Annotated in this window: 17 protein-coding genes, 1 pseudogene and 2 riboswitches; of the genes and pseudogenes, 7 read left to right on the top strand and 11 right to left on the bottom strand. The window is 61.6% G+C overall.

All coding sequences use genetic code 11. From position 1 onward, the window contains the following. Positions 1-2: 2 nt before the first annotated feature. Complete coding sequence (gene thiC, locus DC522_RS12730; RefSeq protein ID WP_116529079.1) at positions 3-1,853, bottom strand: phosphomethylpyrimidine synthase ThiC; 1,851 nt, start codon at positions 1,851-1,853, stop codon at positions 3-5. 58 nt (positions 1,854-1,911) lie between these two features. After that, positions 1,912-2,019: riboswitch (TPP riboswitch) on the bottom strand. Between the two features lie 96 nt (positions 2,020-2,115). Then, positions 2,116-2,219, top strand: a riboswitch (TPP riboswitch). Here thiC and DC522_RS12725 point away from each other — a divergent pair. The 3 genes from DC522_RS12725 (at position 2,210) to DC522_RS12715 (ending at position 3,990) form a co-directional block, all read left to right on the top strand. Further along, positions 2,210-2,881, top strand: coding sequence for a hydroxyethylthiazole kinase (locus DC522_RS12725; RefSeq protein ID WP_052954726.1), 672 nt, complete (start codon positions 2,210-2,212; stop codon positions 2,879-2,881). It overlaps the preceding riboswitch by 10 nt. A gap of 19 nt (positions 2,882-2,900) precedes the next feature. Next, a complete protein-coding gene (gene thiD, locus DC522_RS12720; RefSeq protein ID WP_116529078.1) occupies positions 2,901-3,701 on the top strand; it encodes a bifunctional hydroxymethylpyrimidine kinase/phosphomethylpyrimidine kinase in 801 nt (266 codons plus the stop codon). Then, the gene (locus tag DC522_RS12715) at positions 3,685-3,990 is read left to right on the top strand and encodes a hypothetical protein (protein ID WP_116529077.1); all 306 of its coding nucleotides are present in this window, start codon (positions 3,685-3,687) and stop codon (positions 3,988-3,990) included. The genes thiD and DC522_RS12715 overlap by 17 nt, the downstream gene beginning before the upstream one ends. Before the next feature lie 28 nt (positions 3,991-4,018). On the opposite strand, the gene queC is transcribed toward DC522_RS12715, so the two are convergent. The 4 genes from queC to DC522_RS12695 are packed head-to-tail and all read right to left on the bottom strand — an operon-like array spanning position 4,019 to position 6,013. Next, positions 4,019-4,732, bottom strand: coding sequence for a 7-cyano-7-deazaguanine synthase QueC (queC, locus tag DC522_RS12710; RefSeq protein ID WP_047189707.1), 714 nt, complete (start codon positions 4,730-4,732; stop codon positions 4,019-4,021). Beyond that, on the bottom strand, positions 4,719-5,096 hold the full coding sequence (locus DC522_RS12705) for a 6-carboxytetrahydropterin synthase (RefSeq protein ID WP_047189706.1): 378 nt from the start codon (positions 5,094-5,096) through the stop codon (positions 4,719-4,721). Before DC522_RS12705 ends, queC begins: the two co-directional genes overlap by 14 nt. Then, the gene (queE, locus tag DC522_RS12700; RefSeq protein ID WP_047189705.1) at positions 5,096-5,728 is read right to left on the bottom strand and encodes a 7-carboxy-7-deazaguanine synthase; all 633 of its coding nucleotides are present in this window, start codon (positions 5,726-5,728) and stop codon (positions 5,096-5,098) included. The genes DC522_RS12705 and queE overlap by 1 nt, the downstream gene beginning before the upstream one ends. Beyond that, on the bottom strand, positions 5,729-6,013 hold the full coding sequence (locus tag DC522_RS12695; RefSeq protein ID WP_047189704.1) for a hypothetical protein: 285 nt from the start codon (positions 6,011-6,013) through the stop codon (positions 5,729-5,731). 268 nt (positions 6,014-6,281) lie between these two features. On the opposite strand from DC522_RS12695, the gene folP reads away from it, so the two are divergent. Genes folP through folK form a run of 3 tightly spaced genes read left to right on the top strand, consistent with a single transcriptional unit; the run spans position 6,282 to position 7,928 of the window. Further along, complete coding sequence (folP, locus tag DC522_RS12690) at positions 6,282-7,097, top strand: dihydropteroate synthase (RefSeq protein WP_116529076.1); 816 nt, start codon at positions 6,282-6,284, stop codon at positions 7,095-7,097. After that, the gene (gene folB / locus DC522_RS12685) at positions 7,094-7,462 is read left to right on the top strand and encodes a dihydroneopterin aldolase (RefSeq protein WP_047189702.1); all 369 of its coding nucleotides are present in this window, start codon (positions 7,094-7,096) and stop codon (positions 7,460-7,462) included. Before folP ends, folB begins: the two co-directional genes overlap by 4 nt. After that, positions 7,455-7,928 carry a 2-amino-4-hydroxy-6-hydroxymethyldihydropteridine diphosphokinase gene (gene folK, locus DC522_RS12680; protein ID WP_116529075.1) on the top strand — a complete coding sequence of 158 codons (474 nt, stop codon included), beginning with the start codon at positions 7,455-7,457 and terminating at the stop codon, positions 7,926-7,928. The genes folB and folK overlap by 8 nt, the downstream gene beginning before the upstream one ends. A gap of 58 nt (positions 7,929-7,986) precedes the next feature. Here the strand turns inward: folK and DC522_RS12675 are convergent, their stop codons facing one another. The 4 genes and pseudogenes from DC522_RS12675 to DC522_RS12660 form a co-directional block, all read right to left on the bottom strand. Next, the gene (locus DC522_RS12675) at positions 7,987-8,814 is read right to left on the bottom strand and encodes an aminotransferase class IV (RefSeq protein ID WP_116529074.1); all 828 of its coding nucleotides are present in this window, start codon (positions 8,812-8,814) and stop codon (positions 7,987-7,989) included. Then, complete coding sequence (locus DC522_RS12670; RefSeq protein ID WP_116529073.1) at positions 8,801-9,400, bottom strand: aminodeoxychorismate/anthranilate synthase component II; 600 nt, start codon at positions 9,398-9,400, stop codon at positions 8,801-8,803. The genes DC522_RS12675 and DC522_RS12670 overlap by 14 nt, the downstream gene beginning before the upstream one ends. 9 nt (positions 9,401-9,409) lie before the next feature. Continuing rightward, positions 9,410-10,792, bottom strand: coding sequence for an aminodeoxychorismate synthase component I (gene pabB, locus DC522_RS12665; RefSeq protein ID WP_116529072.1), 1,383 nt, complete (start codon positions 10,790-10,792; stop codon positions 9,410-9,412). A gap of 73 nt (positions 10,793-10,865) precedes the next feature. Then, positions 10,866-10,952: pseudogene (locus DC522_RS12660) on the bottom strand (7-cyano-7-deazaguanine synthase); the annotation flags it as partial. A 567-nt stretch (positions 10,953-11,519) separates the two neighbouring features. Here DC522_RS12660 and DC522_RS12655 point away from each other — a divergent pair. Further along, positions 11,520-12,950 (top strand): aldehyde dehydrogenase family protein, encoded by a 1,431-nt coding sequence (locus tag DC522_RS12655; protein ID WP_116529071.1) that lies wholly within the window; start codon positions 11,520-11,522, stop codon positions 12,948-12,950. A gap of 402 nt (positions 12,951-13,352) precedes the next feature. Here DC522_RS12655 and cobF read toward each other — a convergent pair whose 3' ends face one another. After that, positions 13,353-14,120 (bottom strand): precorrin-6A synthase (deacetylating), encoded by a 768-nt coding sequence (gene cobF, locus DC522_RS12650; protein WP_116529070.1) that lies wholly within the window; start codon positions 14,118-14,120, stop codon positions 13,353-13,355. A 42-nt stretch (positions 14,121-14,162) separates the two neighbouring features. Continuing rightward, positions 14,163-15,164 (bottom strand): threonine-phosphate decarboxylase CobD, encoded by a 1,002-nt coding sequence (gene cobD / locus DC522_RS12645; RefSeq protein ID WP_116529069.1) that lies wholly within the window; start codon positions 15,162-15,164, stop codon positions 14,163-14,165. Positions 15,165-15,206: the final 42 nt, after the last annotated feature.

The following is a 15,206-nucleotide window of genomic DNA, read 5'->3' as shown; positions in this document are numbered from 1 at the left end:
CGCTACTCCGAGGCTGAGACATAGAGTTTGCCGCCGCCGCTCAGGAATTCCTGGCTCTTGGCACGCATGCCGGCCAACTTTTCCTGAGCCTCCGGGCTCATCGCCGCTACCGCCGCCCGCAGGTCCTGGGTGATCTTCATTGAGCAGAACTTCGGACCACACATCGAGCAAAAATGCGCGACCTTGTGCGCATCCTTCGGCAGTGTCTCGTCATGATAGGTGCGCGCCGTGTCCGGATCGAGAGAGAGATTGAACTGATCCTCCCAACGGAAGTCGAAGCGGGCGCGAGACAATGCATCGTCCCGAACTTGTGCGGCTGGATGTCCTTTTGCGAGATCTGCCGCGTGGGCTGCAATCTTGTAGGTGATCACTCCCGTCTTCACGTCATCCCGGTTCGGCAGACCCAGGTGCTCCTTCGGCGTCACGTAGCAGAGCATCGCCGTGCCGAACCAGCCGATCATCGCAGCCCCGATGCCGGAGGTGATGTGGTCATACCCAGGTGCGATATCGGTCGTGAGTGGTCCGAGTGTGTAGAATGGCGCCTCGCCGCATTCACGAAGCTGCTTGTCCACGTTCACCTTGATCTTGTGCATCGGCACATGGCCGGGGCCCTCGATCATCACTTGGCAGCCCTTGTCCCACGCCACCTTCGTGAGTTCTCCCAGCGTTTCGAGTTCCGCGAACTGCGCCGCATCGTTCGCGTCGGCGATGGAGCCGGGGCGCAGCCCGTCCCCGAGCGAGAACGAGACATCATAGGACCGCATGATGTCGCAGATCTCGTCGAAGCGCTCATAGAGGAAGCTCTCCTTGTGGTGCGCCAGGCACCAACGCGCCATGATCGAGCCGCCTCGGGAGACGATGCCCGTGACGCGGTTGGCCGTGAGGGGTACATAAGGCAGGCGCACACCGGCATGGATCGTGAAGTAGTCGACTCCCTGCTCAGCCTGCTCGATCAATGTATCCTTGAACACCTCCCAGTCGAGCTTTGTCGGATCGGCCCCCACCTTCTCCAGCGCCTGATAGATCGGCACCGTGCCAATCGGCACTGGCGAGTTGCGCAGGATCCAGGAGCGGATGTTGTGGATGTTGCGGCCAGTGGAAAGATCCATCACCGTGTCGGCGCCCCAGCGGATCGCCCAGACAAGCTTCTCCACCTCATCGGCTGCCGTCGAAACGACCGCGGAATTGCCGATATTGGCGTTGATCTTGACCAGGAAGTTGCGCCCGATCGCCATGGGCTCCAGTTCCGGATGGTTGATGTTGGCCGGGATGATGGCGCGGCCTCGGGCTACCTCCTGGCGCACGAACTCCGGCGTGATGAAGGGCGGGATGGCGGCCCCGAAGCTCTCGCCGTCGGCAATCTTCTCTTCCGCCTCTTCCAGCATTGCCTCGCGGCAGAGGTTCTCGCGATGCGCGACGTAGATCATCTCCTCTGTGATGATGCCGGCGCGGGCGAACTCGTATTGTGTCACCAGCTGACCGGGCGCGGCACGGCGCACGATGCGCTCGGCCGGGCATGGCGCCACAAGCGCGTCGGCCGAGACATTTCCGTTGTCCTCAGGTTTTACCGGCCGCGGCTCCACCGCCGCACAGTTCCGCGCTGCAATCCATGTTTCGCGCACAAGCGGAAGTCCCTGGCGAAGATCGATGGCTGCATCGTCCTGCGTGTAGGGGCCGGAAGGATCGTAAACGCGCACGGGCGCCTCGCTAGGATCGGTCAGCACGATCTCGCGGTAAGGCACACGAATGTCCGGTCCGCCCGTCGGTGTGGCATAGACCTTGCGTGATCCCTGAATCGGACCGGTGGTGACGGATTGGGGAGCGCCCTTAGGCTTGTCGATGTATACGGTCACTGGATCTCTCCTCTGGGACAAAGGGAGATCCGGGCAAAGCGAGCTGAGGGATTCTTGTCGTGCTCGATAGTTCCAGTCCCTCCGCCGGTATGACCCGGATCAGGTTCAAGGGTCACGGCGGATCAGCCGACTCTCAGCCCCTCACAGGGCTCCCCTCGGAACGAGGCGAATAGTCAGCGAGGTATCCTCTCGTGTCAAGCGGTCGTGCATGACAGCGAGAGATTGCGTCTTGCCAAACGGAGCAGAGGGTGCTTACTTCGGCGCCATCTCCTTGGGGTGCCCATCCGGGCTGAGAGGTCTTTTCGAGACCAACCCATCGAACCTGATCCGGATCATGCCGGCGGAGGGACTGCGAGATGACGAGCGCACCAGCGTCCAATTGCGACGCCCACAATCTTCCACATTTGGCAGGGCTTCTGCTCGACCGTCTTCGCCGCGAGCACACGCGTGTGCATGCGCTTACGAACGCCGCAGCTCAGACCTTCACCGCCAATCTCCTTCTGGCCGCAGGCGGTATTCCGTCGTTGACCTTCGCCCCGAATGAAGTCTCTGCCTTTACAAGCCATTCAGCTGCGCTGCCCGTCAGTCTCGGAACACTCGATACTGATCGCCGCGCAGCGATCCCCCGAGTCATCACCACTGCTCAAGCCCAGAACAAGGCGTGGATCCTCGATCCTGTCTTTGTCGATGCATCGCCTCTCCGTCTGGAATTCGCCCGCGCGTGTCTCGCGAACAGACCGTGGGTCTTGCGCCGCAACGCGAGTGAGTTTGCAGCTGTCGCGGGCGGCCATGCGACGCCTGATGTCGTGAAGGATCTTGCACACTCGCACAGCACCGTCGTCGACATTACAGGTACCGTGGATCTGATTACGGATGGTATGCGCACCTTTCATATCGAGAACGGTCACCCATTGATGACCCGCGTCAACGCCATGGGATGCGCCGCAACGGCCCTGATGGCAGCCTTCACGACCCTGCATGGCACCACTCGAAGCGGCGGCTGCGGCATATGGTGGATCAGGCCCTGACATCGCGGAGCGTTCCGGCATGACTGCCATCGCCGTCACGATCGCGGGCTCGGATTCAGGCGGTGGCGCCGGCATCCAGGCGGACCTCAAGACCTTCTCGGCACTCGGTGTCTATGGGGCCAGCGTGATTACCGCGCTCACGGCGCAGAACACTATTGGTGTTCAGGGCATTCACGATGTTCCGCCCACCTTTGTCACGCAGCAGATCGACAGCGTCTTCTCCGATCTCACCATCAACGCGGTGAAGGTCGGCATGCTGTCACAACCCGCTATCATCGAAGCCGTGGCGGAAGGGCTTACGCGTTACAGTGCGACGCGGATCGTACTCGATCCCGTGATGGTGGCGGCAAGCGGCGACCGTCTGCTCGCGCCGCAGGCCGTTGACGCGCTGCGCCGCGTGTTGCTTCCCATGGCGCTGCTCGTCACGCCCAATCTTCCAGAGGCCGCGGCCCTCCTCGACGAGCCGCTGGCTCAGGACGAGCAGGCCATGTGCCGCCAGGCCGAGCGCATCCTCGCATTGGGCCCCAAAGCCGTTCTGGTGAAAGGCGGCCACGGCACAGGACTGGAGAGCACCGACATTCTCATGGATCAGCAGGGCATACGGCGCTTTGCGGCTTCTCGCATCGACACCCGCAACACGCACGGCACCGGCTGCACCCTGTCCTCGGCCATTGCAGCCGGGCTTGCCAAAGGCCTGTCGCTCGACGACGCGGTTGCAGCCGGGAAGAGCTTCATCAGCGCCGCCATCGGTGCCTCCGACCAACTCCAGATCGGGCGCGGGGACGGACCCGTGCATCACTTCCATGCCAAGTGGTCCTAATCACTCACGCCGTGCGGCGCTTGGCATTGGTGCCTCGGCTCTTGCCGCCCCGACTGTCGTTCGCGCTCAGCCCCTGCACTGGCACAGGGTCACCTCGTGGCCAAAGAACCGCACCGGTCTCGGAATCTCCACGCACCTGATCGCCGAGCGCATCAATGCGATGAGCGGCGGCCGACTTCAGATTCACCTTTTGGCTACAGGCGAGATCGTGCCGCCGGTTGCGGTGCTCGATGCGGTCTCGAATGGAACCGTCGGGATGGGGCACACGGCATCACATGCCTCCCCATAATCCCACTCATGATTCAGCTCCAGATTCGTCAGCTCCGCACCTGGGTGTAACGCTGCCACCCCGCTGACCGCAACCGACAGGCGTCGCACTCGCCACACCCAAAGCCCCAGTCGTGCCGGGTGCCGCGATCTCCGTTGTAGCAGGTGTGGGTTTCCCGCACGATCAGCTCGACGAGCGCGTCCCCGCCCACCGTTTCAGCGAGAGCCCAGGTTTCGGCCTTGTCGATCCACATCAGTGGCGTCTCGAGCACCAGCCGCGCGTTCATGCCGAGGTTGAGCGCGGTCTGGAGTGCTTTGACCGTGTCGTCGCGGCAATCGGGATAACCGCTGAAGTCCGTCTCGCAGACGCCTGTCACCACGCGCTTCAAGCCACGTTGAAAGGCCACGATCGCCGCAAAGGTGAGGAACACCAGATTGCGCCCGGGAACGAAGGTCGCAGGAAGCCCGTCCGCACGGCTGCTGGCCACCGGCAGGTCTGCCGTCAACGCGCTCACACTCACCTCGCCCAGCACATCGAGCGGGATCACCCGGTCCGGTCCGAGGCGGCTGGCCCAGAACGGCGACAGACTGGCAAGCGCCCGCCGGATTGGCTCCCGACAGTCCATTTCGACCGCGTGGCGCTGGCCATACGAGAATCCGATCGTCTCGACCCGCTCATAACGCGACAGCGCCCAAGCCAGACAGGTGGTCGAGTCCTGCCCGCCCGAAAAGACCACGAGAGCGGAGAAGTCAGCGGCGTTCATGGTCAGCCGGCGCGTAGTAGGTGCAGGTTTCGCCGCAGCTATCGCGGTAGATCGTCACCCTTGCGATGGGCCCGACATGCTGGACCCGCTCGAAGATGAACCGGGTGATATTCTCCAAGGTTGGTCGCTCCAGCCCCTCGATCCGGTTGAGGAACTTGTGATCGAGCGTCCGGCGCGTCTCTGCGAGCTTGCCCTCCAGCAGGCCGAGGTCGATCAGCATGCCCGTTTCGGGATCGGGCAGCCCGCGCACGGCGACCTCGGCCCGGAAGGAATGGCCATGGATCTCCTCGCTCGCTGGCCCGAGCGTGGTGCCAGTCAGAGTATGGGCGGCTTCGAAGTTAAACGACTTGGTGAGTTCCCACATCAGCGGATCCCTAAGTACTTGTGTGTTTGGAGGCTCAGCCGCCATTGCGGATGAGCCAGGCAATACTCGACGGCCCGCGCCGTGTTCACGACCTGATCCGGCCCGTCCATGGGCTGAAGCGAGAACCGCTCGAAGGACAAGGAGGCAAACCGCTCGGGCGGCGCATCCTCCTGCGGAAAGACCAGCTTCAGTTCATGACCAGCGCGGATCTTGAGCGCGGTGCTGCCCTTCGGGCTGACGCAGATCCAGTCGAGGCCCGGCGGCGGCTCGACTGTGCCGTTTGTCTCGACCGCAATTGTGAAGGAGCGGCGATGCAGTTCATCGATGAGAGCGGCGTCGACCTGGAGCAGCGGCTCGCCTCCCGTCAGCACGACAAGCCGATGATCGGTCCCGGGTCCCCAAAGCTCCTCGATTCGGTGGCACAGGTCGGCGGCGGTGGCATAGCGTCCGCCGAAGGTCCCATTGGTGCCCACGAAGTCTGTGTCGCAAAACCGGCAAGCAGCCGCGGCCCGGTCGCTCTCCCGCCCTGACCAGAGATTGCAGCCGGCAAAGCGGCAGAAGACGGCGGTTCGGCCGGCTTGCGCGCCTTCGCCCTGAAGCGTCAGGAAGATCTCTTTGACTGCGTAAGTCATTCAGGTCTCGTTGGTGAGCCTGTGCCTGACACGCGGCAGCTGGTCAGCGCCGGTCGGGAGACATCCGACGGCGGAGATCTCGATGGTGTCGTGCGGCACGCTGAGCAGCGTGAAGGTTCGCTCAGCTGCAACCTTGTGCGCGAGCATGGCGGAGTCCAATCCGCCGGAACCGATGACGAGGTGTTCACCAGGGCTCCTTGTTTTGACCGGGTAGGCTGCGACCGGATCGGCTTGCGTGCCGATGAACGTGAAGTGGATGGACCTGTGAACGCGCGGCTCTACCAAGCGCTCACCCCATCTGCTTCTGCGCGGCATAAACGACAATAGACATGCAGGTGTCAATAAGAATGCATTCCATCACACGCTTCCTCAGAGCCGCCATGGCTTCTCAGCAGGAGGGATAAAGAAGCCTGATCTGCTCAAGCACCGGAGCCGAGGATGGACTGAAATTGCGGCTGGCTTCGAGCAGTGCCTCTTGGCCCTCCTATCAACCAAAGCTCGACTTCTGGCGCAAACCGCGACAGAAGGAGACCCGTCTGACCTGAAGTGAGCCATGATAGCGATCCTGAAAGAACTCGGCACACGCACCTTGATCATGGGTGTCCTGAACGTCACGCCCGACTCGTTTTCGGATGGAGGTCTGTTCAGCGATCATGCCACTGCGGTTAAACATGCCCGCGAGATGAAGCAGGCGGGCGCTGACATCATTGATGTCGGCGGAGAGTCCACGCGGCCGGGGCATACGCCCGTGGGGGCCGATGAGGAGCAGCGGCGCGTCATCCCGGTTATTCGTGAGCTTGCGCAGATCCTGAAGGTGCCGATCTCCATCGACACCTATCGGGCGTTGACGGCCCAGGCTGCCCTTAGGGCGGGAGCGAGGATCGTCAACGACGTCTGGGGATTCCAGCGCGATCCCGACATGCCGGCAGTCGTGGCGGAACATGGTGCTTTCGTGATCGTGATGCACAATCGCGCAGAGGTCGATGCTTCGCTCGACATCATGGCCGACATGCTGCGTTTCTTCGAGCATTCCCTGGCTCTGGCCCGCCAAGCCGGCATTCCGGATGCACGTTTGATCCTTGATCCCGGCATTGGCTTCGGCAAAACCGCCGACCAGAACCTTGAAGCCCTCCGCCGCCTGCCGGAGCTGAAGGCACTGGGCTTCCCCGTGCTCGTGGGAGCCTCCCGCAAATCGGTCCTGAGCCGCTTCTACCACCCCCAAGTCCCCCCACGAGACCGGCTCTTTGGCACCTTGGGAGCGCATCTGGCCGCCGTGAGCCGGGGTGCCGATATCGTTCGCGTCCACGACGTGCAGGCTCATGTGGAAGCCTGCCGCGTAGCTGACATCCTGCTGAGGAATGTACCTTGACCGACACGATCACACTCTCTCGTCTGGCGCTGTACGCCCACCACGGCGTTCATGCCGAAGAGGCCCGTCTGGGGCAGCGGTTTTACGTCAGCCTGACCTGCTCGCTCGACCTGAAGCCGGCCGGGCAGGCCGATGATTACCGGCAGACCGTCTGCTACGCGAGCCTCGCCAAGCTCGTTCATGAGATTGGCACGACGCGTCGCTTCCACACCATCGAAGGCTTGGCTGAGGCAATTGCCGCAGGCGCGCTCGAGCGATCCCCACGGATTACATCTGTGGCCGTCCGTGTTGAAAAACCTGAGGCTCCGGTTCCGTTCATCCTCGATGGTGTGAGCGTCGAGATCAGGCGGTCGCGCGATGGCTAGGGTCACGCTCAGCCTCGGCAGCAATCTCGGCGACAAGCGCGGCAACATTGCCAAAGCGCTGTCAGCTCTTGACGCGGGTGGGGCAAGAATTCTCACCCGCTCTGCCGACTACCGCACGGAGCCGTGGGGGCCCGTGGCTCAGGACTGGTTTGTGAATGCCTGCGCAGTCGCCGAAACCGAGCTCGCGCCGCATGACCTCTTGGCCCTGTGCCTTCGGGTGGAGCAGGAGCTGGGGCGGGTTCGCGAGGTCAAGTGGGGACCTCGGGTGATCGACATCGATATTCTCACCTACGATGATCTTGAGGTGAACACCCCCAGCCTGATGCTTCCCCATCCGTATCTGGCGGAGCGCGCCTTTGTTCTGGTGCCGCTGGCCGAGATCGCACCTGATCTGAAGCTCGGTCGGAAAATGATTGCCGACATCCTCGCTGACTTGAATTGCAGTGGCATCACGAAGCTGGCCTAGCTGAGTACACGGCTGCTGCCGCCAATTTCCAACGTCCGGCCAATCTCACAAACTGTTGCTAATTCATCAAGGCGAGGAGATTGGCGCGGATATGCTCGACTGTTTTCCGCCCGGAGCGGGAGAGCGGCTTGCCATCGAGTTCCGTCGCGTGCGCCACAAGCGCCACAGAATTGGTCAGGAACACGGCATCGGCTTGAAACAGGCTGTCCTTCGACAGGTTCACTTCTTGTGGGATCAGACCGAGTTCGAGTGCCAAGACATTGAGAACAAGGGCGCGGGTGATTCCAGGCAACACTCCATTGTCGAGGGATGGGGTGAGGAGCCTCTCACCCTCGATGATAAAAATGTTCCCGGCGCTGGTGCAGGCCACCTGCCCGCCAGCTGCCAGAAGGAGCGCGTCGTCAGCGCCTCGGTCCAACGCGTCCTGTAGGGCGAGGACATTATCGAGATAAGCGAGCGTTTTGTATCGTGATGTGGGCGAAGAAGGATTGCGCCGAATCCGCGTCGTCACCAGGCGCACCTCCGCCGCCGCCGGAGTTGGAGACCATGGTGCGGACGCAGCCGCAAAGATGGTGGGCTGTTGGTCAATCGGAGGCCGTAAGCCGCGTGGTCCCACTCCTCGGGTCAGGGTCAGGCGAATGATGCCACCGTCGGGGAGAGCGGCAGCCAGATCGTCAACCGGCCGTCGCAGAGACTCCCGGTCTACTGGTATGTTCAATGCGGCCGCACCGGCGAGAAGACGATCGAGATGCGCGTCAAGCATGAAGGCTCTGCCATTCGTGACAACCAGCGTTTCGAACAAGCCGTCGCCCAGCAGAAGCCCTCGGTCGCGCAAATCGAAACCGGTTCGCGGATCATTCGAGATCGCCCCATCAAACCATAGCATGGCGACCCTCCTCGGCTTTCGTCGCGATATCGAGGAAGTTGGACAGCAGCGCGTGTCCGTGCTCGGTCAGGATGGACTCCGGATGAAACTGCACGCCATAGGTGGGATGGCGTCGATGCTGCAGGGCCATGATCTCGCCGTCCTCGGAACGCGCGGTTACCGCCAACTCCGTCGAGCGGCGATCCTCTTCCACAATCAGCGAATGATAACGCCCCGCTTGCAACGGATTGGGCAGGCTGTTGAAGATGCCCTGACCGCTGTGACGGATGGCAGAGGAGCGCCCATGCATGGGCCTGCGCGCCCGCGTGACCCGCCACCCGAAGACCTGTCCGATGCATTGATGACCAAGGCAAATCCCAAGAAGCGGGAGCGCTCCCGAGAGATGCCGGATGATCTCGCAGGACGCACCGGCTTCCAACGGAGAGCATGGCCCAGGCGAGAGCACGACCGCTCTCGGCGATAGGACCCGAATTGCGTCGACATTGATCGCATCGTTACGGACCACCTTCACCGTCTCGCCCAGTTCAAAGAAGTACCGTGCGACGTTGAAAACGAAGGAGTCATAGTTGTCGATGATCAGGATCATTCTGGTCGTCTATGCTTCAAAGGCCGCAAAAATGCGCTGGGCCTTCGCCAAGGTTTCCTCGTACTCGGCCCGCGGGTCGGACAGCGCCGTGATCCCGCCGCCGGCATGAAACACCGCTGATCCGTCTGTCAGCATGATGGTCCGAATCGCGATGTTCGTATCAGCCGTTCCGTCGAAGCCAAAGTAGCCGATGGAGCCACAATAGACCTGCCGGGCACAGCGTTCGATCTGTGTGATGATCTCCATGGCGCGGATTTTCGGCGCACCCGTGATCGACCCACCCGGGAAACAGGCGGCGATCACGTCAGTCGCCGTAAGGCCTGAATGGAGTTGACCCTCGACGACCGAGACGAGATGGTGAACGGCCGCATAGCTCTCCAGGCTGCACAGCATCGGGGCGCGCACCGTGTGTGGCTTGCACACCCGCGACAGATCATTGCGCAGCAGATCGACAATCATCAGGTTCTCGGCTCGATCCTTGTCGGAGCGCAGCAGCGTCTCAGCCAAGTCCCGGTCGCGCTGCTGATCGGAGGAGCGTGCAGCTGTGCCTTTGATCGGGCGTGTCTCGACACAGCCCTGATCAACCTTCACAAAGCGCTCAGGCGAGCTCGAGGCAATCGTACTCTCATCGAAGTTGAGAAAAGCACCAAAGGTCGCAGGATTCACGCGGCGGAGTTGGCCGTAGAAGGCAAGCGCATCGAACTCATCGGAAACCTGAGCGGTAAAGCGCTGGGCAATGTTCGCCTGGAAGATGTCTCCGGCCAGGATGGAGTCGATCACAGCCTTGACGGCCTTCATGTAGCCGCTGGCCGAGAAGTTCGACGTCCATGGACTCGCGAGCCTGCAGTCACGGAGCTGGCGCGGTCCATGGCCGAGAAGCCTCCGGAATTGCTGAGCGCGAGCTGCGGCCCGCTTCTGGCGCTTGTCTGGGTCCTGCTCTGGCCAGCCCGTTGAAACAAGCCATGCGTCGCCGCTACGGTGATCGAAGCTCACGACGATATCGTAGAATGGGAGCACGGCTTCAGGGCATGGGACGTCGGTCGGCGCCGGTGTGAGCCTCTCGAGAGTGTGCCGAAAATCATACGCGAAATAACCTGCCGCACCGCCTTGGAATGGCGGCAGGCTGTCAATTCTCGATTGGCGGTACCGATCTAAGAGGGAGCGCAGTGCGGATAGCGGCGGTTGAGGTAAGAGGTCGCCGTTCCAGAGTGCTCGTCCACCCCGTACGACAAACCGGCCGAATGGGTCCGCGGCGACGAAGGAGTAGCGCCCGAGCACAGGATGGCGCAGAGCGCTATCCAGGAACAGCAGATCGGGCAGGTGCGACAATGTCTGCGCGCAGGTGAATGCGTCAAGGCTGCCAAGATGTTCAAGATGGATCGGGTGTCGCATGACATCAGCAGTTGAAAATCAGATCAAGGTTGGCGTTCTTGGCGTGCTGACCTCATCCAACAAGCGGCACACCGAGGCGGGTGAGGGATTGCTCAGCCGCGACCTTGTGGGCGAGGGTGACGGAGTCCAATCCGCCGGAACAGACGACGAGGGTCTTCACGTGAGCTCCTTGTTTTGACCGGGTAGGCTGCGACCGGATCGGCTTGCGTGCCGATGAATGTGCGGCAGACGGACGAGAGGCATCGTTGATGCGCTCACCCGTTAGCGCCAGAGCATCAAGGACTACATCGGAGCGAGTGTCAACACGGTCGCCCGGGCACGAGACATGGGTTGCAGCTCTCTTCCCAAGGTCAGCACCATTACCAGTATTCTCTACGGAACTGTGCCAGCAGGGCGGGTGACCGGGTTCACATCGGTCGGCCTATCAGGGAGTTATAGCGTAACAGCTGCGCCTCACTCAAGATGCCACAGGCCCCGGTACCAGAGTCGATCCAAAGTGTGTCTTGACCCAGCCAACAAGAAAGCGGATCCAGCGAGCTGTCGCGCGGTCTAACCAACGTTTTCCGCGGGTTCTTGACGGCGCGGTGTCGCATGGTGAAGAGAGTAATGTCGTCCGGTTTCAGGAACAACCGCTCAAGCCTCGCGAAAGGGGCGCTGTGGTGTGGGTCCTCGATTTGGCTCGAACGACTGAGATTGTCGCTGACGACGAAGCAAGGGGCGCAGGTCGGTGCAACATCTTCACCATCTCTATATCGATGGACGGTGGGTCTCACCTGAGACCCCGCGGCTTGTCGACCTCATCAACCCTGCCACCGAGGCAGTTTTCGCAACCTTCGCACCGAGTGATGTCGGTGATGTGAACCGCGCCGTTGCCGCAGCCCGGCAGGCCTTCGGAGCGTACGCCCAAACCACACGACGGGAGCGGTTGGATCTCCTGCGGGCCATAGTCGACTGCTACCGGCGACGCACTGACGATCTTGTCGAAGCGGTCTTGCTGGAGATGGGAGCCCCCCTCATCCTGGCCCGCGAGCGGCAGGTCGCGGCTGGGCTCATTCATCTGCAGCAGAGCATCAAGGCGCTGGAAACCTACCAATTCGATATAGTACTGGGTTCGACCCTGATCACGCGGGAGCCCATCGGGGTCTGTGGGCTGATCACCCCGTGGAACTGGCCTCTTCTGCAGATCGCCTGCAAGGTTGGCCCAGCGCTTGCTGCCGGCTGCACGATGATCCTGAAGCCCAGTGAGGTCGCGCCCGCCTCGGCCTCGATCTTTGCAGAAATCCTGCATGAGGCCGGCGTGCCACCGGGCGTGTTCAACCTCATCCAGGGCGACGGACCCACTGTCGGTCAGGCACTTGTGTCTCATCCTGACGTTGATATGGTTTCCTTCACCGGCTCAACCCACACTGGGATCGTTGTGGCGAAAGCCGCAGCTGACACCCTCAAGCGGGTTCATCAGGAGTTGGGTGGCAAGTCCCCCAACATCCTTCTCGACGATGCAAGTTTCGCGACAGCTGTGAGACATGGGGCCTATGCCTGCTTCGCCAACAGTGGCCAGTCCTGCAACGCGCCAACCCGCCTGCTCGTCCCTGCGCATCGACAACCGGAAGCGGCCGCGATCGCCAAGAGCATCGCCGAGGAACTTGTGGTGGGAGAACCGCGCTCGCTATTGACCACCCTCGGCCCAGTAGCGAACAAGGCGCAGTTCGCGCGGGTTCAAAGCCTGATCGCCTCTGGATTGCAGGAGGGGGCAACGCTCGTCACCGGAGGGCTCGGTCGCCCTACGCGATTAGAGCGGGGCTATTATGTTCGTCCGACCGTCTTCATGGACGTGCACAATCAGATGACGATCGCACGGGAGGAGATCTTCGGGCCTGTGCTCTCCATCTTGCCGTACGAAAGCGAGGATGAAGCCGTAGGAATTGCCAACGATACCCGCTTTGGTCTCTCAAGCTATGTGACCTCGGCGGACCTTGAGCGCGCCCGGCAGATCGCCCGGCGCCTTCGCGCCGGCATGGTCCATCTGAACGGCGTGCCAAGTGATCCTGCGGCGCCGTTCGGCGGCTACAAGCAGTCCGGCAACGGGCGCGAGCGTGGGGTGTTCGGGCTTGAAGAGTTCCTCGAGCTCAAATCGATCTTTGGTTACAATCAGATCTGACCTCTTCTTCCCACAGTAAGATGCCTTGGACTTGCGGATCGCAGGTGTGGGGTTGGAAAATAGGCGGGACAACGGTCGGTTCGGTCGCAAACTTGAAGTATAGGCATTCCCAGCGCCAATTTGGCGCTGTGGCAGTGGCCTTAAGCCGTTGGTTTCACGGCAATCAGGCAGTGCGGGACCAACAGTATTGATCAGTAAAAAACGAGCTTGCGACAGAACCGGTTGGAGGCTCGTCATCTGCCTTGGTCTGAGAGCACATCGAATTTAGCGGTTCACAAGATGCAAGATAATGTGTTCGGTCAGCCGGGACTTCGTGACCTGATCTGCTAACAGCAAAGGAGCATTAAGGTCTGATGCTAAGCCATTGAGGAAGCGTTCGTATCTGATGGCATGGATTGGCGATCATGCATCGTCTCTCTCCTGCTTCAAGAGGTATATGTCCATGATCCAGCCCTTCTTCTCGCGAAGGGTTCGACGGACCTCCTCGATCCGATCCGCGACCTCTTCAACAGGACCTGCAATGATCGTCTCATCCGGCATACCGAGGTAGGCGCCCCAATAGATAGTGGAGTTCGTGGCCGGAGCGGACCTGAAGCTGTTCTCGCCGTCGAGCATGACCACGACGCTTTCGGCATCGCCCATGCGGCCCTCGGCGAGCTTCCGTCCCGTGGTGATGTGAACGGCCTCGCCGATGTTGTTCAAGGGAATCTTGTGGGCTGCCGCGAGCGCCTGAACGCTGCTGATACCCGGAATCACCTCATATTCGAAACTCACGCTCCGCTGCGCCAAGACGTGCTGCAGGATCCTGATCGTGCTGTCGTAGAGTGACGGATCGCCCCATACAAGGAACGCGCCACACTCATCCGCTCCAAGTTCATCGCGGATCAGGTCCTCGAAGACAGCGGCCCTTGCCTTGTGCCACTCCTCGACGCCGTGCCGGTAATCGGCCGATCGTGCATCGCGCTCGGGATTGCGAGCGCGCACGATCCGGTAGTGAGGATCCTCAATAAAGCGCCGGCAGATTTCCTCGCGCACGTCGATGAGTTCGCTGGCGGCCGCTCCCTTGTCGACCATGAAGAAAACATCAACCTCGTTGAGCGCCTTGATGGCCTGAATGGTCATGTGATCGGGATTTCCCGATCCTAGTCCGATAACATAGATTTTTCTCATGCGGTGCTCTCTTCACGATAGGAACCTGCGGCGTTCCCGCCCCTAATCGGCGAAATCGGCAAATGCCGCTTCCAGGCGCAACCAAGCCTCATCCGATCCCGGAAGTCCGAGACGCAGGCGATTCGGATCTTCCCTGAATCGCCGGGTCCAGATTCCACACTTCCCAAGATGGGTGAACAGGTCCGCTGCGGCAGGGCTCTCGATCAGCCGATAGAGTATTGTCCCCATTGAGGCCGCTCCGACCACATGCCGCAGGAGCTTGTCGAGACGAACGGCATCTCTCGCTCGGGCCTCGGCAGCGGCAACCCGCCATTGCCCGTCCCGCAGAGCCATTCTCCCCACCTCGATCGCTGGTCCGGCCACCACCCAGGGACCGAGAGCCGCGCGCACGAGGCCGGCGATGGCAGGCTGTGCGATGGCAAAGCCCAGTCGTATTCCTGCAAGCCCGTAGGTCTTCCCGAAAGAACGCAGGACGATGATCCCGTTCGGGAGAGAAGGCACGATCGTCTCGCCGGAGTCGAAATCGGCGAAGGCTTCGTCCACCACAAGCCAGCCGCCGCGCCGATGAAGCCGCGATGCCAGATCGACCAGCGTTCGCCGCTGGAGGATACGCCCGTCGGGGTTGTTAGGATTGACGATAACGAGAACATCCGTCTCGTGATCGTCATCGGGCGAAAAGATTTCCACAACCTCATGCCCTGCTCCGCGCCAGGCCTGCGCATGCTCGGCATAGGTCGGCCCCAGCACGGCAACCTTCGAGCGTGGCCGCAGATGCGGCAGGAGGCTGATGAGGATCTGCGTGCCTGGCGCAGCCACGACTCCCGCAGCATCCGTCGCTCCATAGGCCTCGGCGGCAGCCGCTTCCAGATCCGCGTGAGCGTCAGGTGTCGGCAGCCGCTCGAACGAGGACGCTGGCAAGGCAGGCATGGGATACGCTATGGGGTTGATCCCCGTCGACAGGTCCACCCACGGCTCGGGCGCATCGGGAAAGAGCCTCCGGGCTTCCTCGAGATTTCCGCCGTGAGGGATCTGTGTCTCAACCATTCGATTCAACCCATGTCCTGGTCCGATAGCTTCCTGGTTCTG

The organism is Microvirga sp. KLBC 81 (assembly GCF_003075415.1).
Lineage (GTDB): Bacteria > Pseudomonadota > Alphaproteobacteria > Rhizobiales > Beijerinckiaceae > Microvirga.
The sequence above is the reverse complement of the archived record's forward strand: the minus strand, read 5'-3'. Positions and strand labels throughout refer to the sequence as shown.